Annotated in this window: 25 protein-coding genes; 15 read left to right on the top strand and 10 right to left on the bottom strand. The window is 43.0% G+C overall.

Annotated elements, in window-relative coordinates; translation table 11 throughout:
• Positions 1 to 33: 33 nt before the first annotated feature.
• The 4 genes from SWOO_RS06140 (at position 34) to SWOO_RS06125 (ending at position 3366) form a co-directional block, all read left to right on the top strand.
• Positions 34 to 1428: an alkaline phosphatase gene (locus SWOO_RS06140; protein WP_012323846.1), complete on the top strand. Its 1395-nt coding sequence runs from the start codon at positions 34 to 36 to the stop codon at positions 1426 to 1428.
• Positions 1429 to 1599: 171 nt separating this feature from the next.
• Positions 1600 to 2298 (top strand): aquaporin Z, encoded by a 699-nt coding sequence (aqpZ, locus tag SWOO_RS06135; protein WP_012323845.1) that lies wholly within the window; start codon positions 1600 to 1602, stop codon positions 2296 to 2298.
• Between the two features lie 161 nt (positions 2299 to 2459).
• A complete protein-coding gene (locus SWOO_RS06130) occupies positions 2460 to 2837 on the top strand; it encodes a DUF2750 domain-containing protein (protein WP_012323844.1) in 378 nt (125 codons plus the stop codon).
• A 91-nt stretch (positions 2838 to 2928) separates the two neighbouring features.
• Positions 2929 to 3366, top strand: coding sequence for a hypothetical protein (locus SWOO_RS06125; RefSeq protein ID WP_041418001.1), 438 nt, complete (start codon positions 2929 to 2931; stop codon positions 3364 to 3366).
• 167 nt (positions 3367 to 3533) lie between these two features.
• On the opposite strand, the gene erpA is transcribed toward SWOO_RS06125, so the two are convergent.
• Positions 3534 to 3902 (bottom strand): iron-sulfur cluster insertion protein ErpA, encoded by a 369-nt coding sequence (erpA, locus tag SWOO_RS06120; RefSeq protein ID WP_012323842.1) that lies wholly within the window; start codon positions 3900 to 3902, stop codon positions 3534 to 3536.
• Positions 3903 to 3994: 92 nt separating this feature from the next.
• The gene (locus SWOO_RS06115; protein ID WP_012323841.1) at positions 3995 to 4900 is read right to left on the bottom strand and encodes a DUF6776 family protein; all 906 of its coding nucleotides are present in this window, start codon (positions 4898 to 4900) and stop codon (positions 3995 to 3997) included.
• A gap of 79 nt (positions 4901 to 4979) precedes the next feature.
• Between SWOO_RS06115 and SWOO_RS06110 the strand changes: the two genes are divergently transcribed.
• A complete protein-coding gene (locus SWOO_RS06110) occupies positions 4980 to 6707 on the top strand; it encodes a chloride channel protein (protein ID WP_012323840.1) in 1728 nt (575 codons plus the stop codon).
• A gap of 128 nt (positions 6708 to 6835) precedes the next feature.
• Here the strand turns inward: SWOO_RS06110 and SWOO_RS06105 are convergent, their stop codons facing one another.
• Positions 6836 to 7276: a hypothetical protein gene (locus SWOO_RS06105; RefSeq protein WP_012323839.1), complete on the bottom strand. Its 441-nt coding sequence runs from the start codon at positions 7274 to 7276 to the stop codon at positions 6836 to 6838.
• Between the two features lie 225 nt (positions 7277 to 7501).
• The gene (locus SWOO_RS06100) at positions 7502 to 7915 is read right to left on the bottom strand and encodes a hypothetical protein (RefSeq protein ID WP_012323838.1); all 414 of its coding nucleotides are present in this window, start codon (positions 7913 to 7915) and stop codon (positions 7502 to 7504) included.
• A gap of 398 nt (positions 7916 to 8313) precedes the next feature.
• Between SWOO_RS06100 and betI the strand changes: the two genes are divergently transcribed.
• From betI to SWOO_RS06070, 6 genes are all read left to right on the top strand, one after another.
• Positions 8314 to 8919 carry a transcriptional regulator BetI gene (gene betI, locus SWOO_RS06095; protein WP_012323837.1) on the top strand — a complete coding sequence of 202 codons (606 nt, stop codon included), beginning with the start codon at positions 8314 to 8316 and terminating at the stop codon, positions 8917 to 8919.
• On the top strand, positions 8910 to 10373 hold the full coding sequence (betB, locus tag SWOO_RS06090; RefSeq protein WP_012323836.1) for a betaine-aldehyde dehydrogenase: 1464 nt from the start codon (positions 8910 to 8912) through the stop codon (positions 10371 to 10373). The genes betI and betB overlap by 10 nt, the downstream gene beginning before the upstream one ends.
• Positions 10374 to 10382: 9 nt before the next feature.
• Positions 10383 to 12080, top strand: a complete 1698-nt coding sequence (gene betA, locus SWOO_RS06085; RefSeq protein ID WP_012323835.1) for a choline dehydrogenase — start codon at positions 10383 to 10385, stop codon at positions 12078 to 12080.
• Positions 12081 to 12333: 253 nt separating this feature from the next.
• Complete coding sequence (locus tag SWOO_RS06080; protein WP_012323834.1) at positions 12334 to 13551, top strand: choline transporter; 1218 nt, start codon at positions 12334 to 12336, stop codon at positions 13549 to 13551.
• A 14-nt stretch (positions 13552 to 13565) separates the two neighbouring features.
• Positions 13566 to 14270, top strand: coding sequence for a TorF family putative porin (locus SWOO_RS06075; RefSeq protein ID WP_012323833.1), 705 nt, complete (start codon positions 13566 to 13568; stop codon positions 14268 to 14270).
• Positions 14271 to 14386: 116 nt separating this feature from the next.
• On the top strand, positions 14387 to 14860 hold the full coding sequence (locus tag SWOO_RS06070) for a MarR family winged helix-turn-helix transcriptional regulator (RefSeq protein ID WP_012323832.1): 474 nt from the start codon (positions 14387 to 14389) through the stop codon (positions 14858 to 14860).
• 295 nt (positions 14861 to 15155) lie between these two features.
• On the opposite strand, the gene SWOO_RS06065 is transcribed toward SWOO_RS06070, so the two are convergent.
• The 5 genes from SWOO_RS06065 to SWOO_RS06045 form a co-directional block, all read right to left on the bottom strand.
• Positions 15156 to 15935 carry a nucleotidyltransferase domain-containing protein gene (locus tag SWOO_RS06065; protein WP_012323831.1) on the bottom strand — a complete coding sequence of 260 codons (780 nt, stop codon included), beginning with the start codon at positions 15933 to 15935 and terminating at the stop codon, positions 15156 to 15158.
• Positions 15936 to 16305: 370 nt separating this feature from the next.
• Positions 16306 to 16674, bottom strand: coding sequence for a VOC family protein (locus tag SWOO_RS06060; protein WP_012323830.1), 369 nt, complete (start codon positions 16672 to 16674; stop codon positions 16306 to 16308).
• Positions 16675 to 16894: 220 nt separating this feature from the next.
• Positions 16895 to 17710: an AraC family transcriptional regulator gene (locus SWOO_RS06055; protein WP_012323829.1), complete on the bottom strand. Its 816-nt coding sequence runs from the start codon at positions 17708 to 17710 to the stop codon at positions 16895 to 16897.
• A gap of 127 nt (positions 17711 to 17837) precedes the next feature.
• The gene (locus SWOO_RS06050; RefSeq protein ID WP_012323828.1) at positions 17838 to 18254 is read right to left on the bottom strand and encodes a VOC family protein; all 417 of its coding nucleotides are present in this window, start codon (positions 18252 to 18254) and stop codon (positions 17838 to 17840) included.
• A gap of 141 nt (positions 18255 to 18395) precedes the next feature.
• Entirely contained in the window at positions 18396 to 19103 is a 708-nt protein-coding gene (locus SWOO_RS06045; protein WP_012323827.1) for a hypothetical protein, read from the bottom strand.
• Positions 19104 to 19460: 357 nt separating this feature from the next.
• Here SWOO_RS06045 and SWOO_RS06040 point away from each other — a divergent pair, with 357 nt between their 5' ends.
• Genes SWOO_RS06040 through SWOO_RS06030 form a run of 3 tightly spaced genes read left to right on the top strand, consistent with a single transcriptional unit; the run spans position 19461 to position 22220 of the window.
• Complete coding sequence (locus SWOO_RS06040; RefSeq protein WP_012323826.1) at positions 19461 to 20129, top strand: DUF2306 domain-containing protein; 669 nt, start codon at positions 19461 to 19463, stop codon at positions 20127 to 20129.
• Positions 20130 to 20160: 31 nt separating this feature from the next.
• Positions 20161 to 21699 carry an amidohydrolase family protein gene (locus SWOO_RS06035; RefSeq protein ID WP_012323825.1) on the top strand — a complete coding sequence of 513 codons (1539 nt, stop codon included), beginning with the start codon at positions 20161 to 20163 and terminating at the stop codon, positions 21697 to 21699.
• 32 nt (positions 21700 to 21731) lie between these two features.
• A complete protein-coding gene (locus SWOO_RS06030; protein ID WP_012323824.1) occupies positions 21732 to 22220 on the top strand; it encodes a nuclear transport factor 2 family protein in 489 nt (162 codons plus the stop codon).
• 23 nt (positions 22221 to 22243) lie between these two features.
• On the opposite strand, the gene SWOO_RS06025 is transcribed toward SWOO_RS06030, so the two are convergent.
• Positions 22244 to 22708, bottom strand: coding sequence for a carboxymuconolactone decarboxylase family protein (locus SWOO_RS06025; protein WP_012323823.1), 465 nt, complete (start codon positions 22706 to 22708; stop codon positions 22244 to 22246).
• Between the two features lie 295 nt (positions 22709 to 23003).
• Here SWOO_RS06025 and SWOO_RS06020 point away from each other — a divergent pair, with 295 nt between their 5' ends.
• On the top strand, positions 23004 to 24530 hold the full coding sequence (locus tag SWOO_RS06020; RefSeq protein ID WP_012323822.1) for a P-loop ATPase, Sll1717 family: 1527 nt from the start codon (positions 23004 to 23006) through the stop codon (positions 24528 to 24530).
• Positions 24531 to 24583: the final 53 nt, after the last annotated feature.

Below are 24583 nucleotides of genomic sequence, written 5' to 3'. Positions count from 1 at the left end.
ACTCTAGAGAGTCTATTTTTCGGGAAGTAATTTATGTTTCATCTCAACAAACGCCTTACTTTATCAGCTATTTGTTGCTCTATTCTTTCAATGCAAGTGTTAGCACAAAGTCCCCAATCCAGTCTTGAAATGGCCACTGTTCAGCTACCGAAAAACATCATCTACCTCATTGGCGATGGTATGGGTCCAGCGTATACATCGGCATACCGTTACTACGCAGATAACCCAGAAACTAAAACGGTCGAGAAAACCATCTTTGATCGCCTCCTAGTGGGCAGCTCCAGCACCTACCCAGATGATGACACCTATGTGACCGACTCCGCCGCCTCAGCCACAGCTTTGGCCACCAGCCATAAGACCTATAACGGGGCTATCTCTGTCGATCATCAACACACACCAATCACAACCTTTTTTGAGATAGCTAAAGCTCAAGGTAAAACAACCGCAGTGGTTGTCACCTCACAGATAAACCATGCTACCCCAGCCAGCTTTTTAGCCCATAACGAAAGCCGACGAAACTACGATGAGATAGCCGACAGCTATCTGGATAACTTAATCAATGGTCAGCCGATAGCCGATTTGATGCTAGGAGGTGGCACAAAATATTTTGTCAGAGAAGATAGAGACTTAACTCAAGAGTTTACCCAGCTTGGTTATCAATATATCGATAAACTTGATGAGTTAGACACGATAGAGTCACTTCCGGCTTTAGGCCTTTTTGCCCCTAAAGGGCTATCTTATGCACTCGGTAGTGATGATCCTTTACGATTAACAACCATGACTCGCAAATCCCTTGATCTGCTTAGCGCTAAAAAATCATCTTTTGTGCTCATGATTGAAGCCAGCCAAATAGATTGGTGTGGGCATAAAAATGATATCGTCTGCGCCATGGGTGAGATGCACGACTTTGCCAATACGCTCGAACTGGTAAAGGCCTTTATTGACGCCAACCCTGATACTTTACTTATTGCAACAGCAGATCACTCAACAGGCGGGTTAACGCTAGGACGCAGCGGCAAATATCAGTGGAAAGGGAAACTGCTTCAGCAAGTCACGACTCTACCCAATGTTATCGCACGCCAGTTAATGGATGATACAAGTGTCCTTGAAAAGAGCGAGTCCTTCTCCACATTTTTAGCTCACCATATTCAGTTCGAGATCGATGCTAGAGCAATGAACTCACTGCGAATAATCCTCAAAGATGGTATCAAACAAGCTAAAGCCCTTAAAGTTATAGAGAAAGAGTTAAAACACTTTATCGATAAAGCCACTTACACAGGTTGGACAACCGGTGGCCATACCGCTATTGATGTGCCCATTTTTGCCTATGGAAAAGGTCAGCAATATTTCAGCGGACATATGGATAATACCGAAATCGCAGCTAAATTAATCGAGATAATGACCCCACAGCGCGTTAATAAGAAGTAGAACAAAACGGCAGTTATTATCACTAAAAACAACACAACAAAAAGCATAAAATATAAATTTTGCTTTCCATTTGTGTAGTAATGCGTACAGTAATAGGGTCTACTTTTTGCACGTTATTCCCCGATAACACATATGATATGGGGAGAGCGACAAAACAAAAGGAATCCTTATATGAATATGACTCAAAAAATGGCTGCTGAATTTATTGGTACCCTTTGGCTTGTTTTAGGTGGGTGTGGCAGTGCCGTTATCGCCGCCGCTTTCCCCGAAGTTGGAATAGGTCTGTTAGGCGTGGCATTTGCCTTCGGCCTAACGGTACTCACTATGGCCTACGCTGTTGGCCATATCTCTGGTTGTCACCTTAACCCAGCCGTCTCTTTTGGCCTATGGGCTGGCGGGCGCTTTCCCGCCAATGAACTTATCCCCTATATTATCGCTCAGGTAGCAGGTGGTATTGCTGGCGCTGGGATCCTATATCTAATCGCATCAGGTAATGCTGATTTCAGCCTAGCCGACGGATTTGCGTCAAATGGTTACGGTGCACATTCACCAGGCGGTTACACCATGACCTCAGCCTTAGTTACTGAGATAGTCATGACGCTATTCTTCCTGCTAATCATTTTAGGTGCTACCGATGCTCGCGCTCCACAAGGCTTTGCTCCTATCGCTATCGGTCTGGGACTCACCTTAATCCACCTTATCAGTATCCCGGTTACTAACACATCTGTGAACCCGGCTCGTAGTACAGGTCCAGCGCTCTTTGTCGGTGATTTGGCTATCTCTCAACTCTGGCTATTTTGGGTTGCTCCTATCGCAGGCGCCATTATTGCAGGCTTCATCTACAAGTTCTTCAACACTAAAGAGAACTAGCCACTAAAAAGTAATACCATTAAACGACGCGCAAGGCGTCGTTTTTTATTTCTCTTTGTAAAAAAACAGGTCCAAACGCGAAATCTTTTAGCTTCCTTCCGGTGAGATGTTATTATCTGCAGCAATTGGCCAGGTGCCCAGCAAATAGATGAGATATCACCATGAGTAAAAGCGCAAAAGATGCAAGTCAAATGACACCCGAAGCCCGTTATGACTACTTTGTCGAGCAGGCAAAGGAGCATAAAACACTTTGGACGCTACAGGACAATGATGGTTGCGTCATGCTAACCACAGATGATGAAGATTGCATCCCTATGTGGCCAAGTGAAGAAGCTGCAAACTCATGGGCTGTTGATGACTGGAAGGATTGTACTGCACTCTCAATCCCGCTGGACGAATGGTTAGAGCGTTGGGTTCCAGGTATGCAAGATGATGATCTCTTTGTTGCTGTTTACCCAGTTCAAGATGATCTTGGTGTGGTTATCGAACCTTATGATGTTGAACAGCGTTTAGCACCTAAAAAGCAGCAGAAGCACTAAATAAACGCAGGAGCACCACGTGGAGCGTCACACCTCAAAACCGGTTGAAGAGGCAGTAACAGAGACAGTCAGCGATACAGGCAATCAAGAGTTGCCTAAGGCAAGCGCAGCTGAGCTTGCCAAAAGCAAGGCTAAACTACCTAAAAGGCTTTTAGCCCTGTGCTTCTTCTTCGCTATTGCTTCCATTAGCGGCATAGTCGCAAAACAGGGGGTTCTGTTTTGCGTCTTAACCTTGATGATGGTCGTTGCCATTCTTGGTCGCCAGAGAACCGCCATGTATATGTTACAGGGCTATACGGTGATACAGCTGGGTCTGGTCAGTATGTTACCTGTTATCCTCTACGATCCCGATAACCTCGTTGTCGGCAACCCTTCGATATTCAGACTAGGCGAGCTTGAAGCGAAAGTGCCAGATTACGTCATCTTCGCCATCTTAATCTTACTCTCCATGCTTCAAGTATGGATAGCCTTTACCCCTAAGGTAAAAGCTTATTTTAACAGTAAGATAAACATGAATATTATGAGCTAGCGCCAGCGTTCGAAACAAAGAGAAGGTGCGGATTACGAGTCACGAGCATAAAATACCAAAGCAGATAGAGATGCAGACACAAAGCCCACAGTGCTCATCCCTGATCTCTGAGCATAAAAAAAGCCAGCTTTAACCTGGCTTTTTAATCTCTATTATACCAATAGGTATTACACAGAGAAGCTCGCACCACAACCACAGGTCGTCGTTGCGTTAGGATTTTTCACGAAGAAACGAGAACCTTCTAGGCCTGAAGTATAATCAACCTCGCCACCCACTAAATACTGTAGGCTCATAGGATCGACAACAAGCTGTACGCCCTGCTTTTCAACAGTAAAGTCACCTTCATTTACTTTCTCGTCAAAAGTGAAACCATACTGAAAACCAGAACAGCCACCACCGGTAACATATACTCGCAGTTTCAGCGCATCATTTTCCTCTTCTTCGAGCAGGGTTTTCACCTTTGATGCTGCTGCATCCGTAAACTGGATTGGCAACTCATCTTGTTCTGTCGCTTGTTCAGCTATCTCTTCAGACATTAGTACCTCTTACATCGATTAACTGGGCGGGATTATCCGATACCTGACCATTTTGTTCAAGTATTATACTTATCTCATTCTATTTCTGTGACTCATTCGCTGACAGACTCACCATTATCTGTTTTCTCACTCGCAGATAATGCCTCAGCAGCAGCGGAGGTCTGGATTGCCCCCTCAGGCTTTGGTGTATTATCCTCCTCCGGCTCTTTAGATTCTAGTGTATTTTTCAACGCTTCTTTAATGTCTGCATCGTCAGCACTCTTGTCGGCTGTCGCCAATTGCGGCAGAAGTTGCTGCGCACTGTATTCAACTTCTGCCTCTGAGCCCTTAGTCCAACGGCTCGAAGGGACGCTAACCTTGGCTTTTACCCGAGAGAGTTCAAACCCTTCAGGCAAGGTGACTTCAGCCTCTAAGATCTGAAAATAGCGAAACTTAAAATCAAACACTTTTTTATCGCCCAGCAGTTCAGCGACATCTAACTCAACAACTTTACCCGCCTGCTGGCCAACCAAGATGATCGATGACTTGCCCTTTAACGACTGCTTACGTTTCTGCAGCTGAGTAAGAATAAGCTGAATGCGGTACTGCCTTGGCAATATACTTGGAGTTAACTCAATGGCCTCAATCGTCACACCGTCGGCACTGCTCTCTGGCGCCATAATGCTACGATAGAAGTTTAGCTCTCGCTCCAACTCACGCTGTTTATGGTGCTGCTCGGCAAACATCTGCTGCATCTTATCGCTAGTTTCCCGCTCCAGCACTAACTCTAAATTCCTAGACGCAAGCACCTGAGCCTGAGCATTAAGCTCTCGAGTCCATTTTTGAATCTCATCTGTGTTACTCTGGGCTTTAGGTTGATTATTATCGAACCAGAGACTCATGCTCAAGCCACCAAGGGCAAACGCGACCAAGACGAGAAATAAGAGGTACACACTCGATGGTCTGATCTTGCGCTCAATCATTTGCATACGATCGACCCAACGATGATAATTTGACATTAACTAACAACCTCTTCTCTTAATAGTTTTAATATCTTATATTAACTCTTGTCTCATTCAATCATGATTGCGACAAAGGATGTACTGGAAGGCGCTTGTGCTCTATAGACTGAAGAAAACCCGAGCCAAATGGCAGATATACCTAAAGTCTGATCTTAAAGATACGCTATCTCAGGCTAAGATAAGCCTGCAGCTCTCTATACTCGCCTTATTGTTCGCCCTGATGGCATCGGCTGTGATCATCCTATTTCGCCTATTGCTGCTGTGGATCAACACCTTTACCGAAACCAGTGAGCTGGATTTTACTGAGATAGTTGACGACTGGCGAGTCTTATTACCCCTAATCGGCTCAGTTTTAATCTGGTTTGTCGCACGAATAAGCTCTAAACGCTACAAACGCATGGGAATAGCTTATGTTTTACACAGGGTAAAGCTCCACTACGGCAAACTCCCTCTGCAATCTGCACCCAGTCAATTTTTTCAGGCGCTATTCGCTTTAGCCACCAACTTCTCAGTCGGTCGAGAGGGGCCCGTCATCCATCTGGGCGCAGTCACAGCCAGTGTATTGGCCGAAAAATTTAAACTGCCGGACAACAGCGTACGCATTATGTGCGCCAGTGGCATCGCCGCAGGTATCGCTGCCACCTTTAATACCCCACTAGCGGCTGTGATTTTTGTATTTGAAGTTGTCCTGCGCGAATATAAAGTTCACTACTTTTTCCCCATTATCATTGCCGCTATCTGTGGCACTGTGACAAACCAGTTGGTGTTCGGCAACATACATGAATATGATCAGATAGGCATAACCCATATCCCCTTCACCCAATACCCAATATTGGCAATCTGTGGGCTAATCTTGGGTTGTATCGCAGCGCTATTTAACTCATCACTTTTAAAGGTCACTCAAACAGGCCAGAACTGGCCATTGATATATCGGGTTCTGCTCGCGGGTATCGTCACAACGATCGTAGGTATCTTCCTGCCTGAAGCGCTTGGCAGTGGTGATCTTGCTATCGACCAAGCGATCAGTGATCACCCAAGTATTCTCTTTTTAAGCGCACTTTTAATTGGCAAAATCATCGCCACTATCGCTGCTATTGGGCTCGGTATTCCTGGTGGGATCATCGGCCCGCTGTTTGGAATAGGCGCTCTGATTGGTGCCATCTTAGCCCTATTCAGTGCTCTGCTATTTCCCTCTATTGCCCCCTATATCGGCCTTTACACCATCATAGGTATGACAGCTATTATGGGGGTGTGTCTCAGTGCGCCATTGGCAGCGCTGGTCGCCCTACTCGAGATGACCAATGACCCCTCGATTATACTGCCAGCCATGTTCGTCAGTATTCCGGCCTTTCTGGTCGCTCATCAGGCCTTCAACACTCAATCTCTCTTTCTCAAACAGTTAGACATTATGGGATTAGACTATCGCGTCTCTGCGGTTGAACAAGCACTACAGAAAATAGGTGTACGAGCCCTAATGGACAAACGTATGGTGATTGTCACCGATAACGATGAACTCCTGCTTGAAGTGCTTAAACGAGCCGAAGGCCGTTCAGTGCTGGTACGCAACGCCCAAGGACAGATGGAGATGCTACAACTTGAGATGCAACTTGCCGATGAGGAGAGCGCACTCACCCGCCACCCTATCGAAGGCTTACCCGATACCGCCACCCTAAATGAGGTTTACGCCATCCTCTCAAAAGAGCGGCGTGGCGAGGTCTACATCTACCAAGAACAAAAAGAGAAAATAGTCGGCGTTATCGGTTGGGGCGCATTGCAAAAAGAGATACGTTCAGGGCAAGTTTAAATAGCAAACTAAATAAGCCTCTTTATAGCCACTTTGATTTAATTATATTGCTATAACTATAATGATTGAGCACATTGTAGTCTTTCACTGTTGATGCTCTCAAAGATAACAGCATTCAGACTAACCAACTACAACTCCTCTGTGATTTTGTCATTACATCTATCTAACCTAATATTTAGATTAAATCGTGGAACTTTATAGCTTGTAGTCTCCGCGGAAACATCAACACTCACATAACCGCCTTGCTCCATATGCTTTAGCAGCAAAGGGGAATGACAAACCCTATGAATAATAAATTGCCCAAACTTTGCTTTTAACTCTCTACTATTAACCTCTTCTCTTTCATTTAAATGTTTAAAAACAAGAAAAAAGCCGTTACCTGATCGGCTTGAATGAATAAAATTTAAATTCTCTTTTTCAAAATACTCTACAAAATATTCATTCTTCCCCTTTCCTTTAAAAAGAAAAGAATCAGCAATGGTATAAACTAAACCAACCAAAAGAATAGTTATGAGAATCTTTACTTCATAACGCTTGTACCACCTTAAGAATTTTAAAGGGTTAAACATATTTCATCCTCAAAAAATGATCCCCTTAAGTATATGGATACTACCTATTTGTAAAATATAGATTGTTTCACTAAATACTTCTGTATTACATTGTTGGAAAACCTAGCTACTAGTACGATAAATCTTTTTAAGCGTTAGTTTCTACAAGGACATTTGAATTAATAGTTATTATATTTTTTGTACCATCTAAATCTTTTACTATTACATAATCACTCAATACTTGCTTCATTCTGTTCCTAGATATAGATAGTTAGGGCTATGACTATCGTCACTGTTGAGAACCTGTACTCTAAACTCCGCTGCAAGTTTAAAACTTGATAGTACCTCTTGGATGCAGGGTAAATTAACAACCTGAGCTTCACGCTTTAAAATACCTACGATATCTGACGTTTTTTCCCACTCACAGGCTAACTGCTTTGCAACCGGCTGGGCTGAACACCAGCCACCTTCGCTAAACTTCGAATAGTCATAATGCGGCCATGCGGCGATATCATCGCGTGCACATTGGTCATCAGAAAAAAGCAATGAGAGTTCAATAGAGCTATGCCATGGAAAAATACCAATATCTAAAATAAGCAGCTCTCTTCCTTGAAACTCCAACGCAGCCCTCTGTAATAGCTCAAGTAATGACTTCTCCATACTCCTTTATCTCCTAACTGCTCATTCAACAACCCCATTTGAGTATCATCAGTTATAACACCAAAGGTTTAAATGAAAAACCCTATCAGTCTCGCTAGTAGATTAAAGATTACGGTTAAAACTAATTTGTACTCAAAATTAATTTATCTCTAGTTATCTCTTAGCAAGACACATTCAAACCCCCGTTTAACTAATTATTAAACAACAACTTAAAAAATACAGCACACCACCATAAAACCAGAAAACAGTTCCGTGACGCACCCCTCAATTTCGGATAAAGCTTGATAGTTACAGCTCTAACCATTAGAGTTGTTATTAATTGAACGTTCAATTAACAATGTGCAGTGCCCAATTCCACACAAAAAATAACAATAATCAAACAGAGGAATTCAGTCTCTATGCCGCGCCCGCCAATGAAAACCGTCCGACAACAACAGCTCATCGACGCCACCTTAGTCTCTGTTGAACGCCACGGTTTACACAACACAACCATCAATACAATAAGTGGGTTGGCAGGGTTATCATCTGGTTTGATTAGCCATTATTTCGGTGGCAAACAGGGGTTGATTGAAGCAACGCAGAAATACCTTTTAGAGCAGCTCAAACAAGCTCTGTTAAGTCGCACATCCGGTAAAACCTTAACACCACTTGAGCGCTTACATGCCATTGTTGAAGCTAACTTTACCGAGCTGCAACGTTCAAGACCCGCAACAAAAACCTGGCTATGCTTCTGGTCACAAGCTATGCATGAACAAGGACTGGCCAGACTGCAACATATCAACAACCAACGCTTGTACAGCAACCTATTGTTCTCTTTTAAAAAACTACTTCCACAAGCAGAGGCCATCACAGCAGCTAAACAGACTGCCGCCATGATTGATGGTTTTTGGCTGCGTAGCGCACTCGACGCCGCACCAGAAAAAGAGTTCGAACAGGCCCAGATTCTATGTAAAGCCTTTATCGAGGCAGTGATCATGTCGTACGGAGAAACCCGATGTCACTAGTTGTTTATCCAAATTATATCCACGGAAAAGCGCTCCATAATGAGAGCGGAGAAACCTTTGAAGTCATTAATCCAGCCAATGGAAAAGTGAACTATTTAGTTGAAGTTGCCGATGAGAAGATCCAACAAGCCGCCATTGAAAGCGCTAAAGAGGGATTCAAAACTTGGTCAAAGATGACTGCCATGGAGCGCAGTCGCGTTCTACTTAACGCTGTAGCACTGCTTCGGGAGCGAAATGACGAGCTTGCAGCCATTGAAGTACAAGACACAGGAAAACCTTGGCAGGAAGCATCCGTTGTCGATGTGGTTACCGGAGCGGATTCAATCGAATTCTTTGCAGGACTAGCCCCCAGTATCGAAGGCAATCAGCAGAGTGTCGGCGATGACTTTTATTATACCCGCCGCGAGCCACTGGGCATCTGTGCAGGTATTGGCGCTTGGAACTACCCACTACAGATAGCTTGCTGGAAATCAGCACCTGCACTGGCATGCGGTAACGTCATGATCTTTAAGCCATCTGAAGAGACACCACTGGGCGCACTTAAGCTTGCAGAGATCTTTACCCAAGCTGGCGTTCCTGATGGGGTATTTAATGTCGTCCAAGGTGATGGTCGTGTCGGTGCTTGGCTAACCAATCATGATGAGATTGCCAAAGTCTCTTTCACTGGTGAAGTTGGCACAGGTAAGAAAGTGATGGCGGCAGCAGCGACTTCGCTCAAAGAGGTCACTATGGAGCTCGGCGGCAAGTCACCGTTAATCATCTTCAATGATGCCGATATAGATAATGCGGTGTCAGCTGCCATGTTAGGTAACTTTTATACCCAAGGTGAGATCTGCACTAACGGAACTCGCGTCTTTGTGCAGCAAGATATCTACCCTAAGTTTATCGAGAAGCTTCTTAAACGTACTCAAGAGAATATCGTGTGTGGCGATCCCATGGATCCTGAGACGAATTTTGGCGCGCTTATCTCTAAAGAGCATCAAAACAAGGTCTTAAATTACATAGAGATTGGTAAATCTGAGGGCGCCGAGCTGCTCGCAGGTGGCCATGCGCTAACCCCTAACAACTGTCCAGGTGGTTACTTTGTTGCCCCAACCATTTTTGGCCAATGCAGTGACGAGATGACCTTGAGCAGAGAGGAGGTCTTTGGTCCTGTGATGTCCGTGCTGCCATTTAACGATGAAGATGAAGTGATCCGCCGTGCTAACGATACCCGTTTAGGGTTAGCTGCTGGCGTGTTCACCCAAGATATCACCCGTGCCCATCGCGTTATTCATCAGATGCAAGCTGGTATTTGCTGGATCAATGCCTATGGCGCCTCACCAGCCGAGATGCCCGTTGGCGGTTACAAGATGTCGGGAATTGGCCGTGAAAATGGCAGTGAAACCCTAAAAGCTTACACCCAGATCAAAGCGGTTTATGTGGGTATGCAGCCCCTTGAAAGTCCATTTTAAGGAGCTGATATGACCCAATCCACAACTGATTATGATTACATTATTGTTGGCGCAGGCAGCGCAGGCTGCGTGTTAGCAAACCGATTATCAAAGGACCCAAGCAACAAGGTATTGCTGCTCGAAACCGGTGGCAGTGATAAGAGCATCTTTATTCAGATGCCAACGGCGCTCTCAATTCCAATGAACACCAAGAAATACGCTTGGCAGTTTGAAACCCAAGCTGAGCCCTATCTTGATAACCGCCGTATGCACTGCCCACGAGGCAAAGTGCTCGGTGGCTCATCATCGATCAACGGCATGGTCTATGTCCGTGGTCATGCCCGTGATTTTGATGAGTGGCAACAAGAGGGAGCCAAAGATTGGGATTATGCCCACTGCCTGCCCTACTTCAAAAAAGCGGAAAGCTGGGCCTTTGGCGAAGATGAATATCGTGGCGTTGATGGTCCATTAGGCGTTAATAACGGCAACAATATGAAAAACCCGCTCTATCAGGCGTTTGTTGATGCAGGTGTTGATGCGGGATATCTAGCGACAAACGACTATAACGGCGCGCAGCAAGAGGGCTTTGGCCCGATGCACATGACAGTTAAAAACGGCGTGCGCTGGTCAAGCTCAAACGCCTATCTAAGACCTGCAATGAAGCGCGACAACCTCACGGTTATCACCCATGCCTTAGTGCACAAGGTACTATTTAGTACCAACGAAGGTGAGGGTAAAAAAGCAGTTGGTGTTCGTTTTGAGCGTAAAGGCCAGCATATTGAAGTAAGCGCCAGTAAAGAGGTTGTGCTATCAGCAGGCTCCATCGGCTCACCACATATATTGCAACTCTCAGGTATCGGTGCAGCTCAAACACTCGCTGATGCAGGCATAGAGCAGGTACACGAGCTGCCGGGCGTAGGTGAGAACTTACAAGACCATCTCGAATTCTATTTTCAGTTTAAGTGCCTTAAGCCCATATCGCTCAACGGCAAGCTTGATCCGTTAAACAAGCTGTTTATCGGCACCCGCTGGATACTCAATAAATCAGGTCTTGGAGCCACCAACCATTTTGAATCCTGTGGCTTTATTCGCTCTAAAGCGGGACTTGAGTGGCCAGATCTTCAGTACCACTTCCTACCAGCGGCGATGCGTTACGATGGCAAAGAGGCCTTTGCAGGCCATGGTTTTCAGGTGCATATCGGCCATAACAAACCTAAGAGTCGCGGCAGTGTAAAAGTGGTGTCAAATGATCCCCACACCCCGCCCAATATTCTCTTTAACTACCTATCACACAGTGATGATATCGAAGGGTTTCGCGCTTGCGTTCGCCTGACACGAGAGATTATCAATCAGCCAGCACTGGATCAGTACCGCGGTGAAGAGATCCAACCGGGCATCAGTGTGCAAACCGATGAAGAGATAGACAGTTTTGTCAGACGCAGCGTAGAGAGTGCCTATCATCCCTCCTGCTCATGCAAGATGGGCGAAGATGCGATGGCAGTGGTTGACTCACAAACGCGAGTGCATGGTCTACAGGGACTTAGAGTGGTTGACTCCTCTATTTTTCCGACCATTCCCAATGGCAACCTTAATTCACCGACCATCATGTTAGCCGAGCGAGCTGCCGATCTGATTTTAGGTAACACACCATTAGCGCCAAGTGCTGCCTCAGTCACCATTAGCAATAACTGGCAGACTCAACAAAGGCATAGCTCAGCAGCAAGATAACACCTTAACTGGGGAATTTTGCCAATTGTCCTAATTGGCAAATTCACCAGTACAGGCATAAGGCCAGCCTAAGCTGAAAGGCTAAATGGCCCTAATCGCCAGATAAAATCTATCAAGCCTTAACTTTCGTGAAAACGATAATTAAGGCTTGAGGGATTCCTGCAGCCAAAATTTGCTGTTCTCTGGCCTAACAAAAATAAAAACTAGGAAATAACCTTATGTTTTGCAAAACAATTAAGCTAGGAGTTCGATAATGACGACTTGGCTTACTATAGGAATACTATTTACTTTCGCGGCCATCGCCTTTGTGATCTATCGCTGGGGCAATGTTGAATGTATCGGTGTCACACCTGTGCGCACCTTTACCTTTATCGCCATCTTATTCACATCTGGATTAGATGTCGGGCTCATCATGTTCCCGCTTACCGAGTTTGCAGGTTATGCCGACTTAAGCGCGAGCCCTGAGTATGGTTTCACTAACCCCTTAGCCATAGAGTTTGGCTTCTGGGCCTTCTTAATCTGGGCATTTTACTTTTTAACTTGCTTCTACTTCTGCGTCATAGAGCCAAGAGTTAAATTCTTTGAGATCCCACTTATCAAGTTTATTAATAACTTAGTGATTATCGGCACCTGTGCCTTTACCGCTTATCTGCTATTAACCAACTTGCCTTGGTATTTACCAGAGATGGGCGACGGTGAGACCATCGTCAGCAGCTTCTACCTTATTGTATTTGTGATTATTGCCGCAGCGGTCTACTCAAGTACCAGCATACGTTATGTACGCATACTCAGCTTAGCCAGTACTTGGTTATTTATGGCGTTGATCCTCATCATGTGGGCAGGCGCTTTCCTCTCTGAAGGTTCAGGTGTCGGTGAGTTCTTCACTACCTTTGCTATGATTGGCGACTACTTCGGCAATATTCATCACTTTGTTCTGCCAATGAATGATTACCATGAGTTCTATCTATTCTGGTGGTTTGCTTGGAGCATCATGATTGGCCAGTTCACCTCGCGCTTTGTTGGCGGCTTAAAAACATACCAAGTGTTGATAGCCATGATGGTATTCCCATCACTGCCAATCGCCGTATGGTTCACCGTGCTTTACTACTATAGCGCCAACGAGATAGCCACCACAGGTTTCTATAACTTGGCTATGGTGGTTGTGGGCATCACCTTTGTGGTGAACTCACTCGACTCATTAATACGACTCTACACAGATAACCTTAACCTAACGGTTGAGCGTTTCGGTAAAACCAAATACATCTTAGGCAACATCGCGCTGATGAGCGGGTTAACTCTGCTGTTTAAACTAGACTTTCTACAGATCCAATGGGTTGGCGCACTAGCCATAGGCCTTATCTTAGCTTGTTTCGGTTATATCCTAGCCACTAAGTACAAGAAGGTTGCAGCCATTGAGCGTTCGCCTAAAGAGAACAAAATTGATTTCAGCAAAATAGAATTAGCTAACTAAAAGAAAGGGAAATGATGAAAAACACCATAAAAAAACTCGCACTAGTCGGCCTAATAGCACTACCAACTACAGCGATAGCAGGCGTTAGCTCAACCGTTACAGCCACATCTGACTACACCTTTAACGGTGTAAGCCAAACAGATAACAAGCCAGCTCTGCAGGCAAGTCTCGATTACGCAGCAGATTCAGGTTGGTATGTGGGGTCATGGGCTTCAAATGTTGATTTTGGCTCAGCTGATGATACTTGGTTAGAGTTAGATTTTTACGTTGGAAAATACTTCCAACTAAACGACCGCGTTTCATTCGATACCGGTATCGCCTATTACACCTACCATGGTGATGATGCTTCAGATGAGTACCAGTACCCAGAGGCTTACGCTAAACTGGGTTACAGCTCATCAATCGGTGAGAGTGAGCTTAACTTCTGGTACACCTGGGATTACTTTGGCACCGATGCAGGTCACTACATCATGATGGCAGCACACACCTTTACCCTTGCCGAAGGTCATGATATCCGTGTCAGTATTGACCGCTCAACATCAAAAGATATCAACAAATTTGCCTGGGAAGGTGATGAGTCTTACAACCACTTCCGCGCAGAATATATGACTAACCTAAAAGGTTTTGACTTCAATCTTGCCGTTGAAGACACCAGCATGGAGATGGATACGGCCGATACCCGTGTTGTACTCTCTATTGCTAGAACCTTTGATTTTTAAGCAAACCTTGCTCAACCACTAAAAAATGCGGTATAACGCTCAGGCATCATGCGTTATACCGCATTTTTATTCGCTCTACACAGAGCAGCGTTGAATCTCACGGCAAAGGAAAGGTTATGGAAAAGTATGAGCAACTATTGATTTCACTACGCCGAGTGATCCGAGCTATCGATATACACTCCCGCCAACTCAATAAGCAATCCGGTTTAACTGGCCCCCAGCTTATGGTGATGCAATGCATTGAACAACTTGAAGCCCCATTGGCCAAAGAGATAGCCAAAGAGGTTGCATTAAGCCCTGCCACCGTCACCACCATTATCGACAGATTAGAGAGCCGTGAACTGGTCATAAGAACCCGCAGTGAAACTGACAAGCGTAAGGTTCACCTCTCCTTAAGTGAAACAGGTAAAGCACTACTCAGTCACTCGCCAAAACCTCTGCAGGAGCACTTTATTACCCGCTACCAAAACCTTGAAGAGTGGGAGCAAAGCCAACTTCTCTCATCGGTCGAGCGTATCGCTGCCATGATGGATGCCAATGAGCTGGATGCTGCACCAGTGTTGTTGGTGGGGCAAATACAAGCTGATTGAACTTGTCGGATAACACGTTTTTAAGTATCTTTTTGCTGGGTTCATTGGGTTGGATTGGTACTTGAAGGGTTGTTGGAGACCAGTGCTGAAGTGTTGTTTATTGCCTGCAGCATGCAGAATGTGTGAATACTTCTGCGGGACGCTGTGAAGCCATCCTTGGCCGCTCTGCGGTTTCATCCTTGAAACCGAAGCCCACAGCCGCATTCACACTGAGTTGTTTACTTCTTCGATTTTTAGCTAATGGGCTACGACCCCTTTGTTTTGTATACTCACTGTTTAGTTTTTCTTTCAACGCCTATAAGCTGCCGTATTCGCCATTTAAAACATCAATGAAGAATGGGTTTAATTTACTAAAATCTGTTTCAGATTTTTGTTGCTCTTGTGCTTTATCCTTAAACCTTTCTAACTCTGAGCTGATAAAGTCACTAATAACATCAATTCTAGGAAGGTATGCACTTTCAAAACCTTTACGCTTATCTTCAAGTAACTTTTGAATTGCAGACTTTAGGGTTTCATCATGCACCAATTCATCTACTAGTACTTCAAATTCCATTGGAACAACACCGCGATCTTGTTCGATCCATTGCATCGCTAGAATAGGTCTAAGGACATAGAAATACTTCTTAATTCTTACTGTTTCACCCTGTAGATATTCTCTGAAATTTCCACTGGCCATATGTGAGTAGTGGTAAAAACAAGAGCGTGGTGAATAGAGAATTGGTATTAACTCTTTAAAAGCCTCTGTAAATTTATCATTTTGCAGATAGACAATTGGCGAATTGAACCATTCAATTAGTGCGGGGTTTGATTTTCTAAGAAGCTTAAGTGCTTTTTTCAAGTCCCAACCACTGATATCTAATAAATCATTAATAGGTTTTTCAACTACGTCTCTACAATATTCATAATCAACTCTAAGGTACCAATCCTTATTTCGAATATATACAAAACGAACATCATAGTCACTGTCAGCTGATGGAAATCCCCACGCTCGACTGCCCGACTCACATGCATACAGTATTTTAATGTTCTCTTTAATTTCTAGAGTTTTAAGATTTTCCAATATCTCAGTACGCACTGTATACTCCTTGGCATTTAACAGTATATCAGGCTGAATTCCGAATAAGAACGGTCTTAATAGGAACAGGTTGCTAGTACTTTAATCACCCAAGACTAACAGTAAAGCAATGTCTCAACAATGAGTTATAGCATAGAAGGTACTCAATCCCAGTTTCTCTGCCTGAGTTAAACAGAGAGCACAGCTAAGTTAACACCTAATACTGGCTTCTACGTGAGTATCTCTTCGAGTTAGCTTTCCAAGATACGATAGACTCATTTTTAGACAAAACCTTCTTAGCAGGTTTCCCCTACTCATGTGTTGGTGCTGGTCTATTTGTCTTCAGTCTGATCCTCTCAACAAAAACCTTTGTTATACATCCATTTTTCAATTAATTTGGCGAGTGTAGTCCTATTCTATTTCCTTCCGAATCATGGAAAATTGCAAAATATCCACTTTCATCAGCATGGGCTGTTTTGGAAACAATGGTTTTTCCGCCATGTTTCACAACTTTGTCCAGAATGACTTGAAGATTGTCTCCACCATTTAGGTAAATAGTCACACCTTCTGCAGAAGGTTGAAAACTTTCTACTTTCACGATGACACCAGTAACCACTTGTTCTTCATAAGGGAATAGGCCCATCTCCATATCTGGCATGTTGATTTTTTCAATACTAATATTCAAGATTGCTTGATAAAATTCGATTGCACGTGAAATATCTGCTGCTGGAATTTCAAAAATTGAAATATAATTTTTCATACCCTCTCCACTTTAAATTATGGTTAAGTCACTCTTCTGTTTTTCTAATTAACTCTACCTGCGCTAAGACAAGCTGTGTGCTAAAAAGTTAACATAGCAAGCGTAAGACAGAATCTAGATACTACTTTGCTCATGTAACCTCATATTGACTAGTTGGAATGCAGAGGCAAGATTAAACAGATATCGGGGAAGGAAATTGTAAAAATGCGACAGAGTCAGTTCATTTGTAGAAAATGGAAGAAAGGGCCATATTTTCATTCCCTAAAAACTCTTTTGGACTGACTCCAGTAAAATCTTTGAAATCTTTAGTAAAATGAGATTGGTCGTAGTAATCATTTTCATATGCAATATTGGTAAGAGTTCCTCCTTCTTCGTTAAGTAACATTTTTAAAGCGCTTTGTAATCGAATCAATTTACCTAACTGTTTCGGACTAACACCCACTTTGTTTACAAACATTCTCTCAAGTTGTCTTCTTTTGGATGGATCGTCTTTAAAAATCTCACTAATCGATGTCCCTCCTTTTGTTGTGAGCAAAGTATCTATTGTTGTTCTAACAATCCTGTCAGCCATCGTATGTTCAGTTAGTTTCTTCAAAAGAAATAATTCGATTATCTCTATTCTTTGTTTTGTGTCAGATGCTTGAATAATCTCTTGTTCTAAATCTTGGGCTACTGTTTTTTCAAACAACATCTCTATTGGTGTTTCTTTGTTTGCCAATGTTTTAATAGGTACATTTACAAAATTGGCAAAGCCATAAGGATAAAAACGGACTGCAAATGTATCGACATACCCTGTCGGCTCAATGTTAAAAGAGGTCGTGTTTTGCCCTAATACCATAGCCCTAGGTTGTATAATGAAATGACTCTCCGAGGTATATCGTTTTATATCGTCCCCCAATATAAACGCCATTTCGATTGTACCGTCAGGAACTATAGTCTGTCTTTGAGTATCCCCTGTTGAAGGAACTTCCAAAGTCCAATAACAGCTAATTAGCGATTCTAAATCTGGATGAGGCTGAAAAGTTTGATAATTCATGAACTATTTATTTTCCTAAGCCATGCGCAGCCTTGAAGGAGCCTCTCATATAAATTGTTTCAGAGTCTGGTGGCTCCCCACAAAAAGATAAGGATGCGACTGCACTCAATCTGCCCTATTAGTTAATCTATCTTTTCGCCATTGGATGCTCTGGGTTTAGTTGCAAAAGATCCCATAAGTTTCCGTATAGATCTTCAAACACCGCAACTGTTCCATAGTCTTGCTCTTTTGGCTCTCGAATGAAGTTAATTCCTATAGATTTCATCCGCTCAAAGTCACGCCAGAAATCATCGGTATTGAGGAAGAGAAATACACGTCCACCAGCTTGGTTACCTATGAAGTCGAATTGCTCAGGCTTTGAAGCTTTAGCTAGTAACAGAGTAACGCCATGGGAGTTTGGTGGAGCTACAACAACCCAACGTTTATCTTGCTCTGGTTGATAGGTGTCTTCAATAAGTTCAAATTTAAGTTTATTCACATAAAAATCAATCGCTTCATCATAGTCTTTTACAACCAGAGCGATATGGACAATATTCTGTTTCATAGCACACCTTATCGGAGGTTTTACTTAACGGTATAAATTCGAGTGAGAGTAAAATATAGGTAGCAAACTCCAATTCTTCTCTGTGAACTCCGTGGAGTGTAGCGCTCTTTGGTGAGAAATTTAACCGTGCCATGCATGACTTCAACAGTTTAATGGATCTATACCAATGTACTTAACATGAATAAATTTAATTTCACCTAAGTCAACTTTATTACCATTAACAATAATACTTGGGAGGTAAACTGAGAAATTTTCTAGCTTTGACTCCATTTTTTGATTCATCGTAGAAAACCACATACCTGTATTAAAGTATCTTTTTTTGCTGAAAGCTATGTCATATGAATTAGTTCTTCCAATTATTTCAGATAATGGTTCCACCTGTATATAACCAGTATCTTGATGTGATTTTTTGATTTCAGCTTGAATCTTTTGACTCAAATTGGGGTATACAACTTCTATAATTGAATCTTCTAAACCAAGATAATTTGCGTTATTCGTGGATAAGTATTCAATGCCTAACCTCCAACTTTTATTCGTAAGGTTATCTTCAATAAGCATCGAATCATTTGCTAGTTGAAATACAACGCCATCAGGAGCAGAAATATCAGTTTGTACATAAAAGTTAACAAACTCATCGTCACTATCAGAACTTGAAGCTCTTACTTTAATCTCTATGCCCTCTTCAAGTTGAATTAATATTGTTGCAGGATCGCCCGCCCCCCCGCACCCCGAAGAAGTAACAGTTCCCTCTTCATAAATTGGCTTATAAAAATCTCTTGGAACAGGAACACAAGAAGACAAAAGAGTCGCAAGTAAATATGCTTTAATAATTAAAATTGACCTATTCAACTACGCCCCTTTGAAATATATAAGATAAATAAACTAGCCATTATTAATCAATAAGATAACCACTGCACGACTGATTATCAATACTCTACCAACCGCTAAACCTTATCGAACCTAATTAGGTGTGATACTAACTTGCTCTAGGGTTGAAAATAGTGATGTTAACGATTAAACCTCTAACGTTTAAAGTAAATGGTTAGTTTTGGTCATTTTCCCCACTTTTTAATCTAAATCTCCCAATGTCTGCTTTGACAGAACAAAACCTTCCTTTTTAATCAGAGACTTATTCACTGGCTTTTTTCTTGCATATTCCCCCAGCTAATAATAAAAATTCAGAATAAAAAGCTAGAAGGGATACTTATGTTGATATTTCATATTACTGCAGGAGCGATTGCGCTTCTCTGCGGAATAACAGCCTTAATTAGCCGTAAAGGCACTAAAGTACACAGAACTGCTGGTAATGGCTTTTTCTTCGCCATGATGACCGTCGCCGCAACTGCTATCTATCTTGATGCGGTGAAGATGGAGTTACCTGTAATGGGGATTTTGACTGGCTATATGGCCTCCACCTCTTGGATGGCAATCAAGAGACCTGAAGGTAGCCTAGGCCTGTTCGACAAACTCGCCTTCGCGACGATCACAACCCTAGCCGCCACTCTATTTATCTTAGGCTCACTTGGGGTCTCACCGGGAACAAACATCCCCTCCGCCTTCTTCTATATTTTCGGTTCTGTCGCCGCGTTTGCCGCAACCTTAGATCTTATCATGCTGCTCAAGGGTGGGGTCTATGGAAAACACAGAGTCGCACGTCATCTATGGCGTATGTGTATCGCCATGATCATGGCCACTATGTCATTTCTAGCTCAAAAAGCTGCTATTCCAGAGGTGTTACATGGATCTTCTCTGTTATGGATGCCAGTACTTTTACTGTTCATTTTTATGTTCTATTGGCTAATTAAGATGATATTTAGCAAGAGATATCAAGTAAGAGTAAATAGAGCCGAGGTCGAACAGCATCAAGGAAAATAGACAGTCAGATAAAGTAATGGAGGACAAGGTGATGAGGCTATCACTATTGAAAAAGTGGCTATTTGGATCAGTGCTATTTTTACCGCTTGCCAGCTTAATCACTTACACTTGGGTCGAATATCAGATGACACAAAGAGCGGGAGCTCATACGCAAATCATAGAGCGTGAGCAGTTCTCCCCCACAAGCGGTCCCATATTAATCGAAAATGTGAACCTGCTTTCTGCTGATGGTTTAACCATGCTCCCAGACCAATCAATCCTGCTTGAGAATGGAAAAATAGCCCATATTAATCCACCTCAGGAGCGCGTAGATAGCCTCTTAAATAACCCCTTAATAGTCGATGGTAGTAACAAATACCTTATTCCGGGGCTCGTCGACTCCCATGTTCACCTAGAGAGGAGCCCTAACGATCTATTACTCTACCTAGCAAACGGCATCACCTATATTCGTGATATGGGCGGCGTCCCTGAATACGTAGCGTGGCGAAAACAGATCAGAGAGGATTTAATCGGTCCCGATATCTTTATCGCCTCAGAGAAGGTCAACAGCCTAAGCGGCATCGAAGCACTCTTTAATAGCTGGACACGAACCCGCATCAATGTCTCAACCCATGAGCAGGTAAACAAGCTCGTTAAATCCTTGGTAGACGACGGCTTTGACGCCATAAAGATAAGCAGCTTTATCAATGAGGAGATCTACCATCAGCTGCTCGATTCAGCCAAAGCAGCTGGACTGCCAACAGTTGGCCACCTCCCCTACTCCATCGGACTTAACGGCTTATGGCATTCGGGGCAAACAGAGCTTGCCCATGTAGAGGAGATAACCAAAGCACTCAGTGAAGACTTTGGCGGCTATCACCATGATCGTGCAGAGCAATACTTAAGTTACGTTGAGATGCGTAGCAATAGAGTGGCGAGAAAACTAAAGGAGAAGCAGATAGCGGTTACCTCATCAATCTGGCTTATGGAGAGCCTGACGAGACAAAAATTTGCACTCACACCTTTATTAAAAGAGATAGCCCTTCCCTACGCCAACCCAGGAATTGTGGAAGGTACAGTGCTAGCCAAAGGTTGGCTACCGGGCCATAACAGCTACCAGCTAAGCCAAGAGACTCTCGGCGATCCTCAAGCCGTTGAGCGTTCAAAGCGATTTTGGCAGACCTACGTAAGCGCGATCCACATTATGACTCAAGCGCTTAATAACAATGATGTACTCTTTATGGCCGGAACTGATGCCAATACCGCCGCTGTGGTTCCGGGGTTCTCACTCCATGATGAACTGAACTCGTTAACTCAAGCGGGACTTAGCAATGCTCAGAGTCTCTACTCTGCAACAGCCGCTCCCGGAGAGTGGATGAGGAGTAACACAGGAAAGATAAAGTCAGGTTACCGGGCAGATCTTGTTTTGCTCGATAGTAACCCACTACTTGATATCAATAACACCCGCAGCATTAACGCCGTATTCAGAGAGGGCAGAATGTTTGACCGCGCTCAGCTAGATGCCATGTTAGCCGAAGTTCTTAGGGTCAATGACAAAGCCCGGCATCAAGGGATTAACCAGTTTAATTAAGCTTCGATAGTCAATCACATCATGGAGTTATAATGAAAAACCTATCTAGAGGCAGTGGAGTACTGTTGATAAAAGTGCTATCGATATTTGCGCTGCTTTACACTACAACATCCCAAGCAGACCAAGCCCCATTAATAGAGACAATGCGTCCTCTTGATACGGCAGTATTTGAGGCTTTTAATCACTGTAAAGACCCGAAAGAGTTAGCCAAACACGCCAGTTACTTCGATGAGGCAGTCGAGTTCTATCACGACAATGGTGGCGTAACTTGGACCCGTGAGGCCATGATTGGCAATACTCAAAAAAATGCCTGTGGGAACTATACCCGCAAGCTTGTTGCTGAATCCTTTAACGCCTATCCCATTAATGACTTTGGCGCGATAACCGAAGGAGTGCACTACTTTTGCAAGCCTGCAACCAAGGAGTGTCATGGCCAAGCCAAATTCGTTATGGTTTGGCACAACAAGAACGGCGAATGGAAAGTCACCCGCGTGTTGAGTTATGGCCATATTGCCAATTAACGACTCAACACAGCTAAACAGGTTTACTCTGCGTAGCTAGGAGTTGCACCTTGAGCTAGCTTTAAACGCGTCCATAAGTTCATATTGATAACAATTGCCGCCAACTCGGCTATCTCTTTTTCGGAAAAAAAGCACTTAGCTTGCTCGTGTATCTCATGAAAATGGGGATCTGTCCCCTGAGTGAGTCTGTCACAATAACTCAAGGCCACTTTTTCCTGCTCGCTATAAAGTTCAGACTCCCAGTAACTGGCCAGATTATCTATTTTAGCGGGCTCGATCCCCACCTCTCTCGCTGTTTTGCTATGCAAAATCAAACAATAGGAGCACTGATTAACTTGCGCCACTCGCAAGCGCACAAGCTGAGCTAGGTTTTTATCAAAATCCAAAGCAGCAGTATAGCCAAAGGCTTTTGCCATCTGTTTAGCATGCTCATGAAAAGGAGTTAAATCGGGGTCGAAACGTGTATTGTTAAAAATTACATCAGTCATCTTCTTTCCTATCGGTTAAGTGAGAGATTAACTTTTCTAATTTATGCCGTCACTACCACTCTATATGACGCAGAAGAGAAATCGATTATTTTACAGCTTGATTACTTATTATAGAGTCTATATTTTAGACTTTTATAGCAACCGCAACCCCTTTAACTTTTTATATTATATAAAAGTATATTTAGTCATTAGTTTATGTGGGATTAATGCCACTTCCTGAGTCATATAATAACAAAATCATCATATAGAAAAGCTAGGGCATTACACCGATAATATCACAGTAAAGGAGTTAATAATGAGCAGGGTTACATTAAGGAAAATATTTGGAAGTGAAATGGCTCAAGAAGACCCTGACTTTCTCTCCTACGCCATGCCCAGGAATGATTACTTACTCCCTTTATCTGATGAAGATAACAAAGCCATAATTCTCAATGCTGCTCGGGGTTCAGGGAAAAGCGGATTACTTATTTCATTATCCGAGCACCTAAAAGGTACTTCGAATACAAAAATAATTTCACTTGATTACCGAGATATGGTTTTTCCCGTTGGGAAAATATCTGTTAATGAATCTATTAACTATTGGAAAAATACCATTCTTTCTAAAGTTGTTGCGGAAATAGGTACAAGCAAAGGCTGGGCTTTTATTGATGATGATATCTGTGCCGTAGAGCTATCAGAAAACTACGGAGTAAAGAGTAAAAACCTACTAACATCCATCCTATCTAGACTTAAATTCAAATCTAGTCCTATCGAACGCTGCCAATTTGACTCAAATATCACGATTAAACAGCTCTCAAGAATCATATCCGCATCCTCAATAAAATATTGGATAATGCTAGATGAGATGGATGATATTTATGATAATGGAGATGAGATAAACCTACTCATCGGCCTGCTTCAAGTTGTCGCCTATTTAGGAGTAAGAATTCCCAATATATGGGTTCGAGTCACGATTCGTCCCCATATTCTGACATTATTAAGAACAACCAATGGAACGATTCAAAAATTAAACGAATATGAACTTAATCTCTCTTGGAGTAAAGAGCAGATAAAGGAGGTACTGGCAAGAAGGTTAGATTTCTATCAAAGAAATAACTCTAACGAAGACCAACTTGAACTAACACTTTCTGAGCCTAATGCCCTAAGTGATAAATCCATAGAAACCTCAAAACTCATTTCAACCTACTTTGAAGATTTTGATATGGGATTTTCGGTTGGTTCAACCTCTAATTATCGAGCTTTCGGTACACTTTGTTTTTACCGCCCTAGATGGCTTATTGAATACTGTAAAGAGGTAAGAAAAATAACAACTGAAAGCAAGAGAAGTAATCTGTATCACTATAAAAGGGCTTTTCTTCCATTTGGAAACAGAAGAATACAGTTTATATCTGGGGAGTTTTCTAAAACAATCCATTATATTCATGCTGCGTTGAACGCCCTAATTGCGCTGGACGTATCAGGATTTGGAACCTCAAAAAAATTTAGATCTGTCATTGTTAATCAGATTATAAAAACTGGGATAGTACAAGCAGAAGAACATGAATATCATAGAGTTGCATTAGATATCGCAAAGAACTTATACATAACTGAATTTGTAAGAGGAAAAGTGCGGGTCGACGGTGCGGGGGGTTATCATCGTTTCTACTACTATAATGATCGACCCGATCTACTCAGCTCCTGGCAGCAGGACAAAAATATCCATTGGGAGATACACCCTACATTTCAAAGAGCATTTGATTTAGAAGATAGCCAAGTGTACAAGATTTCTGAAGATGTCAAAATAATAGGAAATAAGCATCAAGATAAAGAGGGTGCAACCTAAAAGCTCTACTCAGGTATTCTAAATGTTGCTCTGAAAAATTTATCCAGAGCAAC

The sequence above is a fragment of the Shewanella woodyi ATCC 51908 genome (assembly GCF_000019525.1).
In the GTDB taxonomy this organism is placed as follows: domain Bacteria; phylum Pseudomonadota; class Gammaproteobacteria; order Enterobacterales; family Shewanellaceae; genus Shewanella; species Shewanella woodyi.
This window is presented reverse-complemented; position numbering and strand designations above follow the sequence as displayed.